This window comes from Gordonia sp. w5E2 (genome assembly GCF_036540975.1).
In the GTDB taxonomy this organism is placed as follows: Bacteria; Actinomycetota; Actinomycetes; order Mycobacteriales; family Mycobacteriaceae; genus Gordonia; species Gordonia jacobaea.
The window spans coordinates 2,051,366-2,069,343 of record NZ_CP144213.1 but is presented as its reverse complement, the minus strand read 5'-3'; the positions used below and the strand labels follow the sequence as shown (position 1 = coordinate 2,069,343).

Sequence of the window (17,978 nt, the reverse complement as noted above, 5' to 3'; positions counted from 1 at the left end):
TGTCAGAACACCGCCGAGCGCAGCGAGGTTTGTCAGAACACCGCTGAGCGCAGCGAGATCTCGCTGGCCAACTCCTTCGCGGCCTTCTGCGGAATCCAGTGGTCGATGCCGGGCAGTTCACAGAACCGGTAGTCGCCGTAGACGTAGCGGCCACTCCCCTCGGCCTGCGCCCGACCGAGCGCGGTGTCGCCGTCGCTCCACACCAGGGTGGTGGGGATTTCGATCGGTGGGCAGGAGAGGGTTGCGGCGACGTCGCCGGTGAAGTTGGCGCGGTACCAGTTGAGTCCTGCCGTCAGCGCCCCCGGTTCGCGCAGCGGAGCCAATTCCTCGGCGGTCACACCTGCGCGACGCAGCAGCACCCCGTCGCGCGCCAGGAGCATCTCCTCGGCACCCTCGGCGATGAAATCCTTGATGTACGCCGACTTCTCGCGCTGATCGTCGACGGCGTCCGGGTCTTTGATCGCATCACGCATCGCCGACGGATGGCCCGTGCTCGCCACGACCAGGCCGGTGAACCGGTCGGGGTGCTTACCTGCGAGGTGCCAGGCGACGATTCCACCCCAGTCGTGACCGACGAGAATCGCGTACGGAACGTCGAGCGCATCGAGTACGCCGAGTGCGTCGTCGACGAGTGCCTCGAGCCGGTAGGCCTCGACCCCCTCGGGACGCGCTCCCGGGCTGTAGCCGCGCTGGTCGACCTGGATGGTGCGCAGACCGGACTCGTGCAGGCGGTCGGCGACGTCGTCGTAGCAGGAGCTGTTCACCGGGAACCCGTGCAACAGCAGCACCCAGGGGCCGCGGTCAGGACCGCCGACGCGAACGTCGAAGGTCAGGTCGCCGACTGTGATCTCGCGCCGCTCAGTTTCCACTCCACCAACCCTAGCGGCGGGATCGCCGCTGAATCAGCGGGTTGAGCCGGGTCACAGGTTGCAAATCTCACTACTCACCGATGCGTCGGCAACCACTTACCGGTTCTCGCCCAGGTAGTGGGCTATTGTCGGCGCCCGTCGCGGTGCGCCGCTGCCGATGATGTCGCAGATCGCGGCCATGTCGAGGTGTGCTGTCACCAGGTCTGCCATCAGATCGAGTTGCCTGCCCCGGACCGCGGCGACGTCGGTGTCACCTGCCGGTTCAAAGTGTTTACCCGCGACGGCAGCGACCTCACGCAGGAAAAGGCGCCTGAACTCGTTCGACGCCAGCAGTCCGTGCCAGTGCGTGCCCCTTATCGCGTCCCGGCGGGCACCCTCCGGACCCTGCTCGTCGTCGTCGATCCACGACGCTTCCGACGAGTCGACGACCCTGCCGTGGTGGATCTCGTACCCGGTGACCTCGACGCCGTCGACGACGCCGGTCGTCGTGCGCAGCACCTTCTCCGGCTCGAATCGCACGTCGACGTCGAGCAGACCGAGGCCGTCGACAACGGCCCCACCCGAGGATTCGACCGAGTCGACGATCCGTCTGCCCAACATCTGGAAGCCACCGCAGATACCGAGGATCGCGCCGTGCCGTGCCGCGCGTTCGGTCAACGCGACGTCGAGGCCGCGTTCACGGAGCCACGCGAGATCGGCCACGGTTGCGCGCGTTCCCGGCACGACGACCAGGTCTGCGGTGCGTACCGACGTCGGATCGGCGACCCAGGTGACATCGACACCCGGCTCGCACGCGAGTGCCTCGACGTCGGTCGAGTTCGAGATACGTGGCAACCGGATGGCTGCCACCGACAGCCGCTCGGACGCGCCCGGCCCTGTTCTGAACGCACCGGCGGCTTCCGGCGGGCCGACCCTGCGCCCCACCGGCGCGGCCAGCGAATCCTCGGCGTCGATCCATAGATCGTCGACATACGGGAGCACGCCGAGGGTCGGGCGACCGGTCAGCGCGCCGAGGGTGTGCAGGCCGGGGTCGAGGATCGTCTGGTCGCCGCGGAACTTGTTGATGACGTACCCGGCGACCAACGCCTGGTCGGCGGGTTCGAGGATCGCCGTGGTGCCGAACAGGTGCGCGAGCGATCCGCCGCGGTCGATATCGGAGACGAGAATCACCGGAAGGTCTGCCGATCGCGCAAGACCCATGTTGGCGATGTCGGAGGCGCGGAGGTTGATCTCGGCGACCGATCCTGCGCCTTCGCAGATGACGACGTCGAATTCTGCACGCAGAGAGGCGAGTTCGTCGGCAACCACCTCGCGCAGCTCCGCACGGCGGGTGAGGTAGTCCCGCGCACCCACATCGCCGGCAGGTCGGCCGCGGACCACGACGTGCGAACGTCGATCACTGCCCGGTTTCAGCAGCACCGGGTTGAATCGTGTCGACGGTGCGAGTCCGCATGCTGTGGCCTGTAACGCCTGCGCACGACCGATCTCACCGCCATCGAGCGTGACGACCGAATTGTTGGACATGTTCTGCGCCTTGAACGGCGCGACCCGCACACCTTCGCGCACGAGTGCCCGACACAACCCGACGACGACGAGGCTCTTACCCGCGTCAGAACTCGTACCCCCGACGAGGAGCGCTCCGCGTAACTCCGTCACCGGCTCACCCTATCGGGGTGCTCCATCGGCACGCGTCGGAGCGAGATCGCCGTCGTCGAAGCGTCGATGCGCGTCCTCGACGTCGGGTACGTGATCCTCCGCCCACGCCCGCACCGCGGCCAGCGGCACCAACAATGACCGACCGAGATCGGTGAGTTGGTACTCCACGTGCGGCGGCTGGCCACCGAGGTCGAGGCGGTCGACGAGTCCGTCGTAGTGCAGGGCCCGCAGCGTCTCCGTCAACACCTTCGGGGTGATGCCCTCGATATGCGCCTTGAGCGCGCTGAAGCGCATCGGGCCGTCGGAGAGCGCGGTGATGACGAACACCGTCCACCGCGCCCCGATTCGGTGCAGCACAACCCGACTCGGACACGTCGCCGCCATCACGTCGTACGCCTTGGCCATCTCTTTCCTCTCACCGCAGTTCGCGCTCCCGGCACCGCTAGACGCCTCGATCTGCGCTGGTCGTCGACGATTTCGTTGAAGATACCGGTATCAAATCCATACCGTTGTCGGTGTTCAGCTTACCGATCTGAAGGGACCACGCCATGAGCGCACACCTGTCCGGAACCACCGTCCTCGTCGTCGGCGGTGCCAAGAATCTCGGACTGGCGATCGCACGCCGAGCCGACGCCGCCGGAGCGTCGGTGATCATCGGTGCGCGCGACATCGACTCTGCGGAGAAGGCGGCTGCCGGTCTCCGTGACGGGCGCGGCGTCGCGATAGACGTCACCGACGAACAGTCGATCGCCGCGGCCGCTGCCGAACTCGGGGCCGTCGACCACATCGTGAGTACCGCTGCGGCACATCACAATGTGCCCGTGGCCGAGCTCGACCACGATGCGACCGTCAAGGCGTTCGACGCCAAAGTGATCGGGCCCATGCTGCTGGCCAAGCACTTCGCACCGAAGCTTCCACCGAGCGGATCGATCACGCTGTTCTCGGGCGTCGCCGCGTGGAAGCCTGCGCCGGGCTACTCGGTCATGGGCATCACGAACGGGGCGGTCTCGTTCGCGGTCAGCCATCTGGCCAATGAACTGAAACCCATTCGCGTGAACGCGATCTCGCCCGGAATCATCGACTCCGGAACCTGGGACGCGATGCCCGAGGCCGACCGAAGCGCGTTCTTCGACGGTGTCGCGGGCGGCAACCTCGCCGGGCGAGTCGGCGCCGTCGACGACATCGTCGACGCTGCCGAATGGCTGCTCACCGCGGGATTCGTGTCCGGGGAGACCATCCACGTCGAAGGCGGGGCACGCAGCGCGTAATCGCTACGCGTCGGGAATCGTCAGAACCTCGGCGCCGTCGTCGGTGACGACGAGTGTGTGCTCGAACTGCGCGGTCCACTTCTTGTCTGCCGTGACGACGGTCCAGCCGTCGTCCCACATCTCCCAGGGCAGCCCGCCGAGGTTGATCATCGGTTCAATCGTGAACACCATGCCGGGTTCGATCACGGTCTCGACGTTGGGCTGGTCGTAGTGCAGCACGACGAGCCCATTGTGGAAGGTCTCGCCGATCCCATGCCCGGTGAAATCGCGAACGACGGTGTAGCCGAACCTGTTCGCGTACGCCTCGATCACCCGTCCGATGACGTTGAGCTCGCGACCTGGCTTGACCGCCTTGATCGCTCGTTCGGTGGCGATCCTGGTGCGCTCCACCAGATCCCGCACCTCCTGCGAGACATCGCCCGCGAGGAACGTCGCATTGGTGTCGCCGTGCGCGCCGTCGATGTAAGCGGTCACGTCGATGTTCACGATGTCACCGTCTTCGATGACCGTCGAATCGGGGATTCCGTGACAGATGACTTCGTTGAGCGACGTGCAGCATGACTTGGGAAAGTCTTTGTAGCCCAACGTCGATGGGTATGCACCGTGGTCGATCATGTACTCGTGTGCAATACGGTCGAGCTCGTCGGTGGTCACACCGGGAGCCACGGCCTTACCGGCCTCGGCGAGCGCGTTGGCGGCGATCTTCGACGCCACACGCACCTTCTCGATGACCTCGGGGCTTTGCACCCACGGCTCGTGGCCCTCGTTGACGGTCGGCTTCCACACATATTCAGGGCGCTCGATGGAGTCGGGCACCTGACGGATGGGTGTCGGCTTTCCTGGTCGAAGAGCAGTGCGCACGGTCATACCTCCAGACTAGGCTCCGTGATCTCGATCAGTTCGTGGGGCGCCCACGACGGCCACTGCGCCGTGCCCGCGTGGTCGCCGTCGACGAAGCGTGCGACGATCCGCGTAACGTCGGGAGCCGAGTTGTCGTACACGGTCGCGTGATCGACCATGCCGATCGCGGCAGACACCAGAGCCCACAGACGCGCATACCTGCCGCGGATCTTGTCCTCCGGCACGAAATGCCCGCCTTCGACGACCCGTTCGGCGACACGCGCCACGGAGAGTTCGACGGGTACGAGCACGACGTGGAGGACCACGACGTAGCCCGATCGTCGCGCGCGGGTGATCAGGTGCAGCTTCGACGGGTGGGAGAACACGGTCTCGGCGACGAAGGACTCGCCCTGCTCGATCAGCGTCTCGCGGATCGTCGAAGCGATGCGGGCCGCCTCGTAGGAGTGCGCCTCGGGAGCCTCGGGCCAGCGATCGCGGGCGATCACGTCGGCGTTGACGAACACGCTGCCCGGCAGCAGCGGCGCGAGGCGCTGCTCGACGAACGTCGTCTTACCAGAACCGTTGGGCCCGACGACGAGGTCGAGCCGCTTCACAGAACGATCTGCGTACCGTCAGGCAGATGCTTCACGACGCGTCCCTGGTCGTCTAGCGCGACCGTCGCGAGACCACGAGCCGCACGATCGGCGACGTGATTGCCGGTGGCGAGCGACTCTTCGAGGGATGCGGCGATCTCTGCGTTGAACACCGCCCCCTCCTCGATCGACAGCTCACCGAGCGGGAGCCGTCCGGCAAGCGCGGCTTCGACACGACGTCGGGCGACCTGCCGCTGGTCGGACACCTCACGACCGACCCGCACCCAGTGCTCGAGTTGCTGTCGCGCAGAGCGCTGTTCGCGTCGGCCCTCCGACGCCGCGGCGTCGACAAGCTCCGACGAGAAACGAGTTACCTTGTCGGCAACGTTCGTCATGACTCCTCCTGACCACGAACCTCAACCCAGTGTAGCAATCTGCTACGGCCAGAGCCGGACGAGAGCCAGATCCCTCGGACGTCGCAGCCGATGCGACGACTAAGGTGAGACTAAGCCGACGCGTTGCCCCAGGTGGCACAGATGGCATGTCGGGGAAAGCGGGAGGTCGCGGGCGATTGAGGTCTTCACGGGTGCTCGCGGTGTTGCTGGGAGCGCTGGTCGCGCTCGTCGCGGGCTGTAGCACCGCACCCATCCAACAGTCGACGAGCAGTTCGGTTTCCGCGACCGCACACCTACGCAACGGACCGTCGACGGCGACACTCCCCGACTCCGACGTCGTGCCGGTCACCGCGACACCGACCATCACGCTGCCCACGACGGTCGACTCCGTCGGACACGGCACGGTGACGGTCACCGATACCAGTCGCATCATCGCGATCGATCGAAACGGAACGCTTTCCAACACCGTGTTCTCGCTTGGACTGGGATCGCGGGTGGTCGGCCGCGACAGGTCGACGACCTTCCCGTCAGCGTCGAAGCTCCCCCTCGTCACGACCAACGGACACACGCTCAGCGCCGAGGCGGTACTCGCGCTGAACCCCACGGTGGTGCTCGTCGACGAGGACACGACACCGCCCGGCGCCGTCGATCAGATTCGTAACTCCGGTATCCCGGTGGTGGCGTTCACCTCGACCAGAACGATTGCCACCACTCCCGCCCTCATCCGCGACGTTGCCGCGGCGCTCGGGGTTCGGCAGGCCGGCGAGCAACTCGTGACGCGGACCGAGAAGGAGATCGCCGACGCCCGAGCAGCGGTGCCCAATCCGTCGGGCAATCCGCGCATGGCGTTTCTCTACATCCGCGGCCCACGACTGGTGCTCATGTCCGGACCGCAATCGGGGGCCGATGATCTGATCGCAGCGCTCGGCGGCACCGACGCCGGAACAGCGTCGGGGCTCAAGCCCGGGTTCACCCAGGTCACCACGGAAGCACTGCTCAGCGCGAACCCCGATGTGATCCTCGTGATGACCCAGGGCGCCGACTCGGTCGGCGGGCTCGACGGCGTCCTCGCGCTCCCCGGTGTCTCGCAGACCAGTGCGGGCAAAGCGCGTCGTGTGGTCCAGATGGACGAGACCGAGATGCTCTCGTTCGGACCCGACACCGGGAAGGTGCTCGGCGCGCTCGCCCGGGCCATCTACGTATGACCCTGCAGACCTCACCGTCGCGATCGCGACACCTCACCACCCACGGCGGCCGCGTGTCCGGCGTCGTCGTGATCGTGGCACTCCTGGTGTTGACCGTTCTGGTGGTGATCACCTCGGCGGCCGTCGGGCAGGTCAGTGTGTCGCCTGTCGAAGTCCTCGGCAGCCTCGCACACCACCTCCACCTGTCGATCGGACCGCTTCCGGCCGACATCGGCGAGTACACGCTGTGGAACGTTCGCTTCCCCCGAATTGTCATGGGCCTCATCGTCGGCGCCGCGCTCGGTGCCGGCGGGTGTCTCATGCAGGGCGTCCTGGCCAATCCCCTCGCTGAACCCGGCGTCGTCGGAGTGTCGTCGGGTGCCGCCGTCGGCGCTGCGCTGATGATCGTCGTCGGCGGCGTCGGAGTTAACGGGTGGGCACTGGCCGCTGTCGCGTTCGTCTTCGCGCTCGCCACCTCCGCAGCGGTGTACGTGCTCTCGCTGCGCGACGGCTCGTCGTCGCCGATCATGTTGGTGCTCACCGGGATCGCCGTCAACGCCTTCGCTCTCGGCATCATCGCCTACCTCACGTTCATCGCGTCGACGACGGCCCGCGAGCAGATCGTGTTCTGGCAACTCGGTTCACTCGAAGGCATCGGCTGGGGACCGGTGTGGGTGGCGCTGCCGCTCGTCGTGGCGGCCGTCGCGGCGTCGTTTCTGCTGGTGCACAAGCTCGATCTGCTCGCTCTCGGCGAGGTGCAGGCCGCGTCGCTGGGCGTGAACGTCGAGGTGGTGCGTCGGCAGGTCATCGTCCTGGTGGCCATCCTCACCGCGGCAGCCGTCGCGTTCACCGGCATCGTGATGTTCGTCGGACTGATCGTGCCGCACCTCATGCGGCTCATCGTCGGACCCCGACATTCGATCCTGTTGCCGACCAGCGTCATCGGCGGCGCACTGGTGCTCGCCGCCGCCGATCTCGCAGCGCGGACCGTCATGCCTCCCGCGAGCCTGCCGCTCGGCCTGTTCACCTCGATCGTCGGCGGACCGGTCTTCTTCCTGCTCCTACGCCGCAGTCGAAACGCCGGAGCCGGCTGGTGAGCGCTGACACCCCGACAACGGCCGGGCTACTCGGAGAGCACATCGAGGTCGAACTCGGCGGGCGAACCGTGGTCCGCGACGTCACGCTGGAGGTCGCACCCGGCGAACTCGTCGTGCTGGTCGGCCCCAACGGATGCGGCAAATCGACGCTGCTCTCGGTGATGGCGGGTCTCCGAACTCCGCAGGCAGGCCGTGTGACGGTCGGCGGCGTCGACATTTCCGGAATGCACGCACGGGATCTGGCGCGGGCACGCTCGCTGGTGACCCAGCAGAATCGTCCGGATACGCCGTTCACAGTCGCCGAGGTCGTCGAAATGGGGCGGTATCCGTGGCTGCGCACTCCGCAGGCCGCCGAGTCACCGCAGATCATCGCCGAGTCGATGCGGCTGTGCCATCTCGACGACATCGCCGAGCGCCCCTTCGGACAACTCTCCGGAGGCCAGCAGGCACGCGTCTCGCTGGGTCGTGCACTCGCACAGTCGACCCCGATCATGCTTCTCGACGAACCGACCGCCGCCCTCGACATCCACCACCAAGAGGGCGTCCTCGACATCTTGCGCAACCACCGCGACAACGGCGCAGCCATTTTGCTTGTGGTCCACGACCTTTCGCTCGCCGCCGCCTACGCCGACCGCGTCGCCCTGATGAAAGAAGGCCACCTACTGGCCGTCGGCTCGGTGCGCGAGGTGATGACCGCGGACCGCCTGTCGGAGACCTACGACCACCCCGTCGAGATCTGGGACCACCCCGAGACCGGCCAGCCGGTGATCATCCCGCGACGACGCTGAGCACGAACTACCCACTCGACGCTCAGAAGCGCCCACTCGACGGCCGCGCAGCGTCGACTGGGCGCTCCAGCCTGCCGACTGGGCGCTCGAGCGTGCCGAGTGGGCGTTCGAGCGTGCCGACTGGGCGCTCCAGCGTGCCGACTGGGCGCCCCAGCGTGCCGAGTGGGCGTCCGAGCGTGTCGAGTGGGCGCTCGAGCGTGCCGAGTGGGTAGCGCGGCTAGGGGCGGGTGGCCGTCGCGTAGCCCGGCGGCAGGAAGTTGAAGAAGTCACGGGTCACCGCGACGGCGTTGTTCGAGTCGGCGCCGCGGACGACGAGCGTCGCGAAGGCGAGGTCACCGCGGTAGCCCGCGAACCAGGCGTGCGATCCGCCGTCGAATTCGGCCTCACCGGTCTTGCCGTAGATCTCGCCCTGCTCGGCGATCGTCGTGCCGGTTCCCTCGGTGACCACCGCGCGCATCATGGGACGGAGCTTGTCCACGACGCCGGGTTCCAGCGCAGGCGTCGGTCCGGTCACGGTGGTGGGCTTGCCGAGGATGAGTTGCGGGACAGGACGTTTGCCGTCGTTGGCGACGGTCGCGGCCACCAGGCTCAACCCGAGAGGGCTGACCAGCACCTTGCCCTGACCGAACCCGTCCTCGCTGCGGGCCACGAGTTCGTTGGCGATCGGAACAGACCCCGACACCGCGTCGAGGCCAGGGATCTCGTACTGCTCCCCCACGCCCATCGCCGCTGCAGTGTTGGCAAGATCCGACGGCCCCATCATGCTGGCGAGATGAGCGAACGTCGTGTTACACGACGACGCGAAGGCTTTCAGCATCGACACGGTGCCGAGCGAGAACCTGTCGTAGTTCGGGATGGTTCGCGGCCCGATCTCGATTTCACCGGGACACGGCACGAGCGAATCCGGTTGCGCCAGATCACGTCTGATCGCCGTGGCCGCGGTGACCATCTTGAACGTCGAACCGGGCGGGTACAGGCCGGTGGTGGCGATCGGTCCGCTCGCATCCGCCGACTGGTTCTGCGCCACTCCCAGGATGCGCCCGGTCGACGGTTGGACCACGACCATCGCAATCTGAAAACGGTTGGTGGCGTTGACTGCTCGCTGTGCAGCCTCTTGGACGGCTCGCGACAGACTCAACGAGATCGACGGCGCAGGCGTTGCCGCATGGTCGGTGAGGACGTCCGCGTCGAGTCCGTTGGGGTTGACTGTCACGACGCGCCACCCGACGTGTCCGTCGACCTCACTGTCGACGACCTTCTTGACCTGAGACAGCAGCGCGGGTGCGAAATCCGGATCCTTGGCGACAAGCTCGGCCTGCTCGTTGGTGACGACGCCGGGAATCGCCAATTGATCACGCAGACGGTCGAACTGGGCTTGGCTGAGACGCGTGATCGGATACTCGCCGTCCGTGGCGGTGGAATCCTCGGCAATCTTCTGCGCGTCGAGCGACATACCGGTCGCGTTGAGCGCCGCAGCAAGTCGGGTCACCGAATCGGCGACCGACCCCTCCTCCGCCGCCTTCTTCGCGTCGAAGTTGACCCCGACGACCGTTCCGTTGACCATCACCTGCGAGCCGTCGGCCTCGTTGACCGTCGCCCGCGGCGCCTCGACGATTCGCATAGACAAGCGTTGATTCGCACCGAGATCCGGGTGCACATCGGTCGACGTCCAGCGCACCGCCCAGCCGGAATCGCTCCGCCCCATCTTGACCGTCGCCGGATAGCTCCATTCGCGGCCGCGGGGCAACTTCCAGCGATAGGTGACGTCGATATCGGCCGTGTCGCCGTTGATGTCGGCACGACCAGCCTCTGCGGTCATCGACGTGGCACCCAACCCCGACCACGCGCCCTCGAGTCCCTGCGAAGCCTGATTGGGATTGTCGGTCAGCGCCGCGGCGGCGTCGACGTCTCGTTTGCCGAACTCCGCGAGAAAGTGCTGTGCGGCCTGACGCGGACCGTCGTCAGCCGAGGTGCACGCAGTGGCCCCGACGATGAGCGCAGCACTGATCGCCACGGGAATCAGGGAAGTGACGTGACGTCTCAGAAGCACCATCGGTAGCCGATGATAAGCCCGCGAAGACGACCCGCCGGGGAGGCTCGCCCTAGTCGACGAGGACGGTCGCGAAGGTGCCCACCTCGGTGAATCCGATCCGCTGATAGACCGACCGTGCGGGAAGGTTGAAGCTGTTCACGTACAGACTCGGAATCCGGCCCTGCGCCTGCACCGCCGCGGCGACCGCGGCAGTGCCACCCGCACCGAATCCCTGTCCGCGCCGCGTCGGATCGACCCAGACTCCCTGGATTTGGCCGACTCGGCGTGAGAGAGAACCGATCTCGGCTTTGAACACCACCGCTGCGCCGTCGAATCGTGCGAACACTCGCTGCGCCGAGATCAACGCGGCCAGACGTCGACGATACGAGCGGCCACCATCGCCCGCACAGGGGTCGACCCCGACCTCGCCGATGAACATCTCGATGGCAGCGGGCAGGTAGACGTCGAGATCGTCGAGAGTCACCAGTCGCACGCCCGGATCGGGTGCGACAAGCGGCGGTCCCGACAGCGCGAGCAGCGGCTGCGCCGGGCGGACCTCACGAGCAGGACCCCATGCGGGGCACAGCCGATCCCACATGGCGAGGACGTGATCAGAGTCGCCGACGATCGACGAACAGACTCGCGAACTCGACAGTGCGCGCTCGGCAAAGTAATTCATGTCGGCGCTCGTACCGATCAGCGGGATGAGATTGGCGCCGGAGAAGCACAGTGACGTGGCGGGATCGTCGGCGGTCCACAGTTCGCCGCCCAGCAGCCGCGGGTCGATACCGTGCGTCTCGAAACGGGCTGCGACCATGCAACAGGCGACCGGGTCGGCATTGAGGACGCGCGCCACCACGGGGGCGTCGCGTGCGCCGAGCGGTTTGTCGCCCAACAGCCTCAGCACGTCATTCCTCCATCGACCCTGGTACCTCTTCCGACGACTTACCGACACCACGTGTCAACGAAACCGGGGTGCGGACTGCCGTCAGGAAACAGTCACGGTGGGTGATCCCACCGCTCCATCACCAGTTTCTCCCGATTCCTCCGCAATCCGCAGCGCTTCTTCGATCAGCGTCTCCACGATCTCGGCTTCGGGCACGGTTTTGATGACCTCGCCCTTGACGAAGATCTGGCCCTTGCCGTTGCCCGAGGCGACGCCGAGGTCGGCTTCGCGAGCCTCTCCCGGACCGTTCACGACGCAGCCCATCACGGCAACACGCAGCGGAACCTCCATGCCCTCGAGTCCAGCGGTCACGGCGTCGGCCAACTTGTAGACGTCGACCTGCGCGCGCCCGCACGACGGGCACGAGACGATTTCGAGCTTGCGTGGGCGCAAATTGAGCGACTGCAGGATCGCGTCGCCCACCTTGATCTCCTCGGCGGGCGGTGCCGACAACGACACCCGGATGGTGTCGCCGATGCCCTGACTGAGCAGCGAACCGAAAGCCACCGACGACTTGATCGTCCCCTGGAATGCCGGACCCGCCTCGGTCACACCGAGATGCAGCGGATAGTCACACTGCGCGGCCAGCTGCCGGTATGCCTCGACCATGATGACCGGGTCGTTGTGCTTGACCGAGATCTTGATGTCGCCGAAGCCGTGCTCCTCGAACAGCCCCGCCTCCCACAGCGCCGACTCGACCAACGCCTCGGGCGTCGCCTTGCCGTACTTCTGCATGATGCGCTTGTCCAACGACCCCGCGTTCACGCCGATCCGGATCGGGATACCCGCGTCGCCCGCCGCCTTCGCGACCTCCTTGACGCGGCCGTCGAACTCCTTGATGTTGCCGGGGTTCACACGGACCGCCGCGCAACCGGCGTCGATCGCAGCGAAGATGTACTTCGGCTGGAAGTGGATGTCGGCGATCACCGGGATCTTGGACTTCTTCGCGATGATCGGCAGCGCCTCGGCATCCTCCTGCCGGGGACACGCCACCCGGACGATGTCGCATCCCGACGCCGTCAGTTCGGCGATCTGCTGCAACGTCGCGTTGATGTCGTGCGTCTTCGTGGTGGTCATCGACTGCACCGACACCGGGTAGTCGCTGCCGACGCCCACCGACCCGACGTGGATCTGACGGGTTTTGCGACGCGGCGCCAGTACCGGCGGAGGACCCGCGGGCATACCGAGGCCGATGGCGGTGGCCCCACTCGTGGCAGGTGCGTTCATCTCGTACTCCTCGAAGCGGATTCGGTTGTCTGCGCGGCCGTCGAATCCGGGCCGCTCGCGGCCGTCGTATCTGGGCTGACGGGGCCGCGCATCAGAAGATCTTGATCGGGTTGACGATGTCGGCGGTCAAGGTCAGGACCATGAACCCCGCCATCACGATGACCACCGCGTAGGTGATCGGGATCAGTTTGTAGTAGTCGACGACGCCCCCTGGCGCCTTGCCGAACCACCGGCGCACGGTGTCGCGGCCCTTCTCGTAGCCGACGATCGCCATGTGCCCACCATCCAAGGGTAGTAGCGGGACCAAATTGAACAGCCCGAGGAACAGGTTGACGCTGATGAGCAGCAGCAGGAAGACGCTCCACTGCCCGCGCTCGACCGTCTGCCCGCCCATCACCGACGCGCCGTAAACGCTCACCGGCGAATCGGTTGCGCGTTCGCCACCGGTCACCGCGGCCCACAGCCCGCTGACCTTCGACGGCAGCGAGACCAACGCCTTGAACGTCTCGACGAGTAGCTGCCCGGTGAACGAGAACGTTCCCGGTACCGCCGTCGCGACGTTGTAGTGATTGATCGGCTCCGGAGGCGTATTGAGCTGCACACCGATGGCCCCGACCGTGATCGGCTTGAGCGACCCGTCGTCGGCCCTCTGCATCCGCTGCACCTGGGTGACGGGCACGTCGAGCGTCAGGGTCTTGCCATCGCGCAAGACCTCGAGCTGGGCGGTGCCGGAGGTCTTCCACGTGGTCATGATCAGGTCGGCGTTGTTGTCGACACGATGCCCGTTGATCGCGACGACCTGATCGCCCGAGCGCAGCCCTGCCTCCGCGGCGGGGCTGGGTCCCGAACAGGCCACAGGCTCGCCCTTGGCGTCTGTACTCGGGGCCACGCACGTCGCTTTGTCGACGTAGACAGGTGCGTTGTTGGCATCGGGACCGATCTTGGGCAGGCCGAACGCGATGGCCACGATGAACACGAGCACCAGGCCGAGCAGGATGTTCTGCGCAGGACCCGCGAGCAGCACCACGAACCGCTTCCACGGTTTCTGGCGGTACATGGCACGGTCACGCTCGTCGTCGGCGAGTTCGTCGTAGGGGGTCATGCCCGCGATGTCGCAGAAACCGCCAGCGGGAATCAACTTGATGCCGTATTCGGTTTCACCACGCTTGGTCGACCACAGCGTCGGGCCGAATCCGACGAAGTAACGTCGGACCTTCATGCCCGTGGCCTGCGCGGCCCACATGTGACCGCATTCGTGCCAGGCGACCGACAACACCAGCGCAACCGCAAACAGCACGACGCCGATCGCGAAACTCACGTACTCAACTCCAATTCGACGTCCCCGCAGCAAGCTCTACGGGCTGGTCTCCCTATCACGCAGAAGCGTGTGCGACGAACTGCGCAGCGCGCTCTCGTGCCCATGCGTCGGCGGCAAGGATCTCCTCCACAGTACCTGGCTGCGCACGCCATTCATCTGCGACGGCGAGCACATCGGCGATGATCTCGACGATGCGCGGAAAGCCGATGCGTCCAGCGAAGAACCCGTCGGCGGCCGCCTCGTTTGCGGCGTTGTACACCGCGGTGAGGCTTCCGCCCGCGCGACCGGCCTCCCGGGCGAGCTCGATCGCGGGGAACACGGCGTTGTCGACCGGTTCGAACGTCCACGACGACGCCGTCGAGAAGTCACAGGGAATCGACGAGCCCGGAACGCGGTCGGGCCAGCCGAGAGCCAGCGCGATCGGCAGTTTCATCGACGGCGGGGATGCCTTGGCGATCGTCGCGCCGTCGACGAAGGTCACCATCGAGTGCACGATCGACTGCGGGTGCACCGTCACGTCGATCCGGTCGTAGTCGACGTCGAACAGCAGGTGGGCCTCGATCACCTCGAGGGCCTTGTTGACCAGCGTCGCGGAGTTCAGCGTGATCAGGGGTCCCATCGACCAGGTCGGATGTTTACCCGCCTGCTCGGGTGTGACGTCGACGAGTTGCTCGCGTGTCCACCCGCGGAAGGGTCCACCGGATGCGGTCAGCACCAGCCGCGACACCTCCTCGGCCGTACCCGCCCGCAGGCACTGCGCGATGGCCGAGTGCTCCGAGTCGACGGGGACGATCTGCCCCGGCGACGCGGCGTCGAGTACCAGTGACCCGCCCGCGACCAGCGACTCCTTGTTCGCGAGCGCCAGCCGAGCGCCGGATTCCAACGTGGCGAGGCTCGGACGCAGCCCAATCGATCCGACGATCGCGTTGAGCACCACATCGGCGTCGACGCTCTCGACGAGCCTGCACATCGCCTCCGCCCCGCCGAGGACTCCGTCGCCCAGTTCGGCCGCGAGTTTTTCCGCCGCGCCCGAGTCGGCGACGGCGACGCGATCCGCTGTCAGGCCGGTCGACCGCGCCTGCTGCGCCAGCAGGTCGAGGTTGCCGCCGCCCGCGCCGAGTCCGACCACCTCGAATCGCTCGGGATGCTCGGCGATCACCTCGAGGGCCTGAACCCCGATCGAGCCGGTCGAGCCGAGAATCAGTACACGTGTGCTCACCCGACCATTGTCGCTCACCGGGCAACTCAGGCAGGCGGGTGGACCTTGCGCCAGTGTTCGGCGATCTCGATGCGTCGAGGTATCCAGACGCCGTCGTGCGACTGCACGTGGTCGAGGAATCGCTCGAGCGCCGCCAACCGTGACGGACGTCCGACGACCCGACAGTGCAGCCCGACCGACAGCATCTTCGGTGAACCCTCAAGTCCCTCGCGATAGAGCACGTCGAATGCGTCACGCAGCTGTGCGTAGAACTGTTCACCCGAGGGAAAGCCGCCGGGCGACGCGAACCGCATGTCGTTGGTGTCCATCGTGTAGGGCACGACGAGATGGTCGACGTCCTCGATCGCCCCGTCGGTGCGCCTCGGCACCTTGACCCAGTACGGCAGATCGTCGGCGTAACTGTCGGAGTCGTAGGCGAATCCCCCGTACTCGACGACCAGATCGCGAGTCTTCGGCGAGTCTCTGCCGGTGTACCAACCGAGCGGTCGCGACCCGGTGATCTCGGTCAGCAGCTCGATCGCCGCACGCATGTGCTCGCGCTCGACGTGCTCGTCGACCATCTGATAGTTCAGCCAGCGATATCCGTGACACGCGATTTCGTCGCCGCGCTCGACGAATGCCGCCGCAACCTCGGGATTGCGCGCCATCGCCTGCGCGACGGCGAAGATCGTCAACGGCAACTCGCGTCGAGAGAACGTACGCAGGATGCGCCACACCCCCGCACGGGAGCCGTACTCGTAGAGCGACTCCATGCTCATGTGCCGATTCGGAAATGACTGCGCGCCAACCATCTCGGACAGAAAGGTCTCGCTGCCGCGGTCGTTCTCGAGGACGTTGTTCTCGCTGCCCTCTTCGTAGTTGAGGACGAACTGCACCGCGATTTTCGCGTCACCCGGCCACTGCGGATCGGGGGTGGTGCGTCCGTATCCGATCATGTCGCGGGGGTATGCCTCTGTGCGGTAATCGTTCAGCGAACGTGTCGTCGGGAGCATGGCGGCATTCTCTCCTACATCGCGCGTGGCCGTGCGACGGGGCGACGACGCGGCCGCTATGCTCATCGTGAACTACTACTGATCGTCGTCGGACATCGTAGTTGGGCAGAAGTGTCAGTCGTTTCGCAGTGAGGAGCCACCGTGGCAAGCACCGAGGTCGAGCACGAGCAGCACAAGCAGATCGACACCGGCTGGAGGCACGAGCCCGAGGATGCGCCTTCGGCACGATTCGGCTGGCACGGCACCGCGACGAAGTCGATGTATGCCGCCGGCTGGTTCTGCGTCGCAGCGCTGCTGTTCATGCTGATCGGCAACCAGGTCGGCCACGTCGAGGACATCTACCTGATCGTCATCGCCGTCGCGCTCGCGTGCATCCTGCTCTACAAGATGTTCAAGAAGAAGAAGTGGAGCTGAGCGGCTAACCGCTCGTCTCCTCGGCAGCGAGCTGGCCGCACGCCGCGGCGATCTCCTGCCCGCGCGTGTCGCGGACGGTGCACGACACCCCCTGCGCGCGCACGCGACGAACGAACTCACGCTCGACGTCCTTGGGGCTCGCATCCCACTGCGAGCCGGGCGTCGGGTTGAGCGGAATCAGGTTCACGTGCACCAAGGACCCGAGTGCCTTGTGTAGCTTGCTGCCCAACATGTCGGCTCGCCACGGCTGATCGTTCACGTCACGGATCAACGCATACTCGATCGAGACCCGACGCCCCGTGGTGTCGGCGTAATACCTGGCGGCGTCGAGAACTTCCTGCACCGACCAGCGGTTGTTGACGGGCACCAGCGTGTCACGCAGTTCGTCATCGGGAGTGTGCAAAGACACAGCCAGTGTCACCGAGAGACCCTCGTCGGCGAGGCGTCGGATCGCAGGCGCCAGACCGACGGTCGACACGGTCACCGAGCGCGCCGAGATTCCGAGCCCCTCCGGACTCGGCGACGTGATCTGTTTGACCGCGGAGACGACGCGCTTGTAGTTGGCCAGCGGCTCCCCCATGCCCATGAAGACCACGTTCGAGAGCCTGCCGGCATCGCCGAACTCGCCGTCGCGCAACGCTCGCGCTGCGACACGCACCTGATCGACGATCTCACCGGTCGACAGGTTGCGGTCGAGTCCGCCCTGCCCGGTCGCACAGAACGGGCAGGCCATTCCGCATCCCGCCTGACTGGAGATGCACAGCGTGTTGCGATCGCTGTAGCGCATCAAAACGCTCTCGAGCAGGGTGCCGTCGTGCAGGCGCCAGAGGGTTTTGCGTGTGCTGCCGTCGTCGCAGGCGATATGGCGGACGGGTGTGAGCAGCTGCGGGAACAGTGCCTCCGCGACCGCGGGACGTGCCGACGCCGGGAGGTCTGTCATCTCCTCGACGTCGCCGTTGAGACGTGAGTAGTACTGCCGAGCCAACTGGTCTGCGCGGAATTTCGGCAGGCCGAGATCGGTGATGACCGCGCGCCGACCGTCGACATCGAGATCAGCGAAGTGCGTCGGCGGCAGTCCCTTCTTGGGCGCGGTGAACACGAGCGGCAATGACGTCATGAATCCATTGTCGCATGTCATCA

18 protein-coding genes are annotated in these 17,978 nt (G+C 66.3%); 5 read left to right on the top strand and 13 right to left on the bottom strand.

The features are described from left to right. Positions 1-32: 32 nt before the first annotated feature. From RND64_RS09420 to RND64_RS09410, 3 genes are all read right to left on the bottom strand, one after another. Positions 33-869, bottom strand: a complete 837-nt coding sequence (locus RND64_RS09420) for an alpha/beta fold hydrolase (RefSeq protein ID WP_331436591.1) — start codon at positions 867-869, stop codon at positions 33-35. Positions 870-965: 96 nt separating this feature from the next. Then, positions 966-2,525, bottom strand: a complete 1,560-nt coding sequence (locus tag RND64_RS09415) for a cobyric acid synthase (protein WP_331436590.1) — start codon at positions 2,523-2,525, stop codon at positions 966-968. Positions 2,526-2,534: 9 nt separating this feature from the next. Next, on the bottom strand, positions 2,535-2,930 hold the full coding sequence (locus tag RND64_RS09410) for a winged helix-turn-helix transcriptional regulator (RefSeq protein ID WP_049697106.1): 396 nt from the start codon (positions 2,928-2,930) through the stop codon (positions 2,535-2,537). 143 nt (positions 2,931-3,073) lie between these two features. Between RND64_RS09410 and RND64_RS09405 the strand changes: the two genes are divergently transcribed. Beyond that, a complete protein-coding gene (locus RND64_RS09405; protein ID WP_331436589.1) occupies positions 3,074-3,793 on the top strand; it encodes an SDR family oxidoreductase in 720 nt (239 codons plus the stop codon). A gap of 3 nt (positions 3,794-3,796) precedes the next feature. Here RND64_RS09405 and map read toward each other — a convergent pair whose 3' ends face one another. Genes map through RND64_RS09390 form a run of 3 tightly spaced genes read right to left on the bottom strand, consistent with a single transcriptional unit; the run spans position 3,797 to position 5,621 of the window. Then, positions 3,797-4,660, bottom strand: coding sequence for a type I methionyl aminopeptidase (gene map, locus RND64_RS09400; RefSeq protein ID WP_049697104.1), 864 nt, complete (start codon positions 4,658-4,660; stop codon positions 3,797-3,799). Next, positions 4,657-5,247: a zeta toxin family protein gene (locus RND64_RS09395; RefSeq protein ID WP_049697103.1), complete on the bottom strand. Its 591-nt coding sequence runs from the start codon at positions 5,245-5,247 to the stop codon at positions 4,657-4,659. Before RND64_RS09395 ends, map begins: the two co-directional genes overlap by 4 nt. Then, entirely contained in the window at positions 5,244-5,621 is a 378-nt protein-coding gene (locus RND64_RS09390; RefSeq protein WP_331436588.1) for a TA system antitoxin ParD family protein, read from the bottom strand. Before RND64_RS09390 ends, RND64_RS09395 begins: the two co-directional genes overlap by 4 nt. A 191-nt stretch (positions 5,622-5,812) precedes the next feature. On the opposite strand from RND64_RS09390, the gene RND64_RS09385 reads away from it, so the two are divergent. The 3 genes from RND64_RS09385 to RND64_RS09375 are packed head-to-tail and all read left to right on the top strand — an operon-like array spanning position 5,813 to position 8,690. Beyond that, the gene (locus RND64_RS09385; protein ID WP_442903973.1) at positions 5,813-6,826 is read left to right on the top strand and encodes a heme/hemin ABC transporter substrate-binding protein; all 1,014 of its coding nucleotides are present in this window, start codon (positions 5,813-5,815) and stop codon (positions 6,824-6,826) included. Further along, on the top strand, positions 6,823-7,902 hold the full coding sequence (locus RND64_RS09380; RefSeq protein WP_049697100.1) for a FecCD family ABC transporter permease: 1,080 nt from the start codon (positions 6,823-6,825) through the stop codon (positions 7,900-7,902). The genes RND64_RS09385 and RND64_RS09380 overlap by 4 nt, the downstream gene beginning before the upstream one ends. After that, on the top strand, positions 7,896-8,690 hold the full coding sequence (locus RND64_RS09375) for a heme ABC transporter ATP-binding protein (protein WP_331436658.1): 795 nt from the start codon (positions 7,896-7,898) through the stop codon (positions 8,688-8,690). The genes RND64_RS09380 and RND64_RS09375 overlap by 7 nt, the downstream gene beginning before the upstream one ends. Before the next feature lie 217 nt (positions 8,691-8,907). On the opposite strand, the gene RND64_RS09370 is transcribed toward RND64_RS09375, so the two are convergent. From RND64_RS09370 to puuE, 6 genes are all read right to left on the bottom strand, one after another. Continuing rightward, positions 8,908-10,743 (bottom strand): penicillin-binding transpeptidase domain-containing protein, encoded by a 1,836-nt coding sequence (locus RND64_RS09370; RefSeq protein ID WP_331436586.1) that lies wholly within the window; start codon positions 10,741-10,743, stop codon positions 8,908-8,910. Between the two features lie 49 nt (positions 10,744-10,792). Continuing rightward, positions 10,793-11,629 carry a GNAT family N-acetyltransferase gene (locus tag RND64_RS09365; protein ID WP_331436585.1) on the bottom strand — a complete coding sequence of 279 codons (837 nt, stop codon included), beginning with the start codon at positions 11,627-11,629 and terminating at the stop codon, positions 10,793-10,795. Positions 11,630-11,710: 81 nt separating this feature from the next. Beyond that, positions 11,711-12,895: a flavodoxin-dependent (E)-4-hydroxy-3-methylbut-2-enyl-diphosphate synthase gene (gene ispG / locus RND64_RS09360; protein ID WP_049697097.1), complete on the bottom strand. Its 1,185-nt coding sequence runs from the start codon at positions 12,893-12,895 to the stop codon at positions 11,711-11,713. Positions 12,896-12,986: 91 nt separating this feature from the next. Beyond that, positions 12,987-14,213 carry a M50 family metallopeptidase gene (locus RND64_RS09355; RefSeq protein ID WP_331436584.1) on the bottom strand — a complete coding sequence of 409 codons (1,227 nt, stop codon included), beginning with the start codon at positions 14,211-14,213 and terminating at the stop codon, positions 12,987-12,989. 55 nt (positions 14,214-14,268) lie between these two features. Beyond that, positions 14,269-15,432 carry a 1-deoxy-D-xylulose-5-phosphate reductoisomerase gene (dxr, locus tag RND64_RS09350; protein ID WP_331436583.1) on the bottom strand — a complete coding sequence of 388 codons (1,164 nt, stop codon included), beginning with the start codon at positions 15,430-15,432 and terminating at the stop codon, positions 14,269-14,271. Between the two features lie 26 nt (positions 15,433-15,458). Further along, positions 15,459-16,424 carry an allantoinase PuuE gene (gene puuE / locus RND64_RS09345; protein WP_331436582.1) on the bottom strand — a complete coding sequence of 322 codons (966 nt, stop codon included), beginning with the start codon at positions 16,422-16,424 and terminating at the stop codon, positions 15,459-15,461. A gap of 141 nt (positions 16,425-16,565) precedes the next feature. On the opposite strand from puuE, the gene RND64_RS09340 reads away from it, so the two are divergent. Further along, a complete protein-coding gene (locus tag RND64_RS09340; protein WP_049697093.1) occupies positions 16,566-16,838 on the top strand; it encodes a DUF2631 domain-containing protein in 273 nt (90 codons plus the stop codon). A gap of 4 nt (positions 16,839-16,842) precedes the next feature. Here the strand turns inward: RND64_RS09340 and rlmN are convergent, their stop codons facing one another. Next, a complete protein-coding gene (rlmN, locus tag RND64_RS09335; protein ID WP_049697460.1) occupies positions 16,843-17,955 on the bottom strand; it encodes a 23S rRNA (adenine(2503)-C(2))-methyltransferase RlmN in 1,113 nt (370 codons plus the stop codon). Positions 17,956-17,978: the final 23 nt, after the last annotated feature.

Bases quoted from the DNA above. Each gene is read 5' to 3' on its own strand.
- ispG (WP_049697097.1), bottom strand. From the start codon at position 12,895: ATGAACGCACCTGCCACGAGTGGGGCCACCGCCATCGGCCTCGGTATG.
- RND64_RS09410 (WP_049697106.1), bottom strand. From the start codon at position 2,930: ATGGCCAAGGCGTACGACGTGATGGCGGCGACGTGTCCGAGTCGGGTT.
- puuE (WP_331436582.1), bottom strand. From the start codon at position 16,424: ATGCTCCCGACGACACGTTCGCTGAACGATTACCGCACAGAGGCATAC.
- RND64_RS09370 (WP_331436586.1), bottom strand. From the start codon at position 10,743: ATGGTGCTTCTGAGACGTCACGTCACTTCCCTGATTCCCGTGGCGATC.
- RND64_RS09380 (WP_049697100.1), top strand. From the start codon at position 6,823: ATGACCCTGCAGACCTCACCGTCGCGATCGCGACACCTCACCACCCAC.
- rlmN (WP_049697460.1), bottom strand. From the start codon at position 17,955: ATGACGTCATTGCCGCTCGTGTTCACCGCGCCCAAGAAGGGACTGCCG.
- RND64_RS09405 (WP_331436589.1), top strand. From the start codon at position 3,074: ATGAGCGCACACCTGTCCGGAACCACCGTCCTCGTCGTCGGCGGTGCC.
- map (WP_049697104.1), bottom strand. From the start codon at position 4,660: ATGACCGTGCGCACTGCTCTTCGACCAGGAAAGCCGACACCCATCCGT.
- RND64_RS09390 (WP_331436588.1), bottom strand. From the start codon at position 5,621: ATGACGAACGTTGCCGACAAGGTAACTCGTTTCTCGTCGGAGCTTGTC.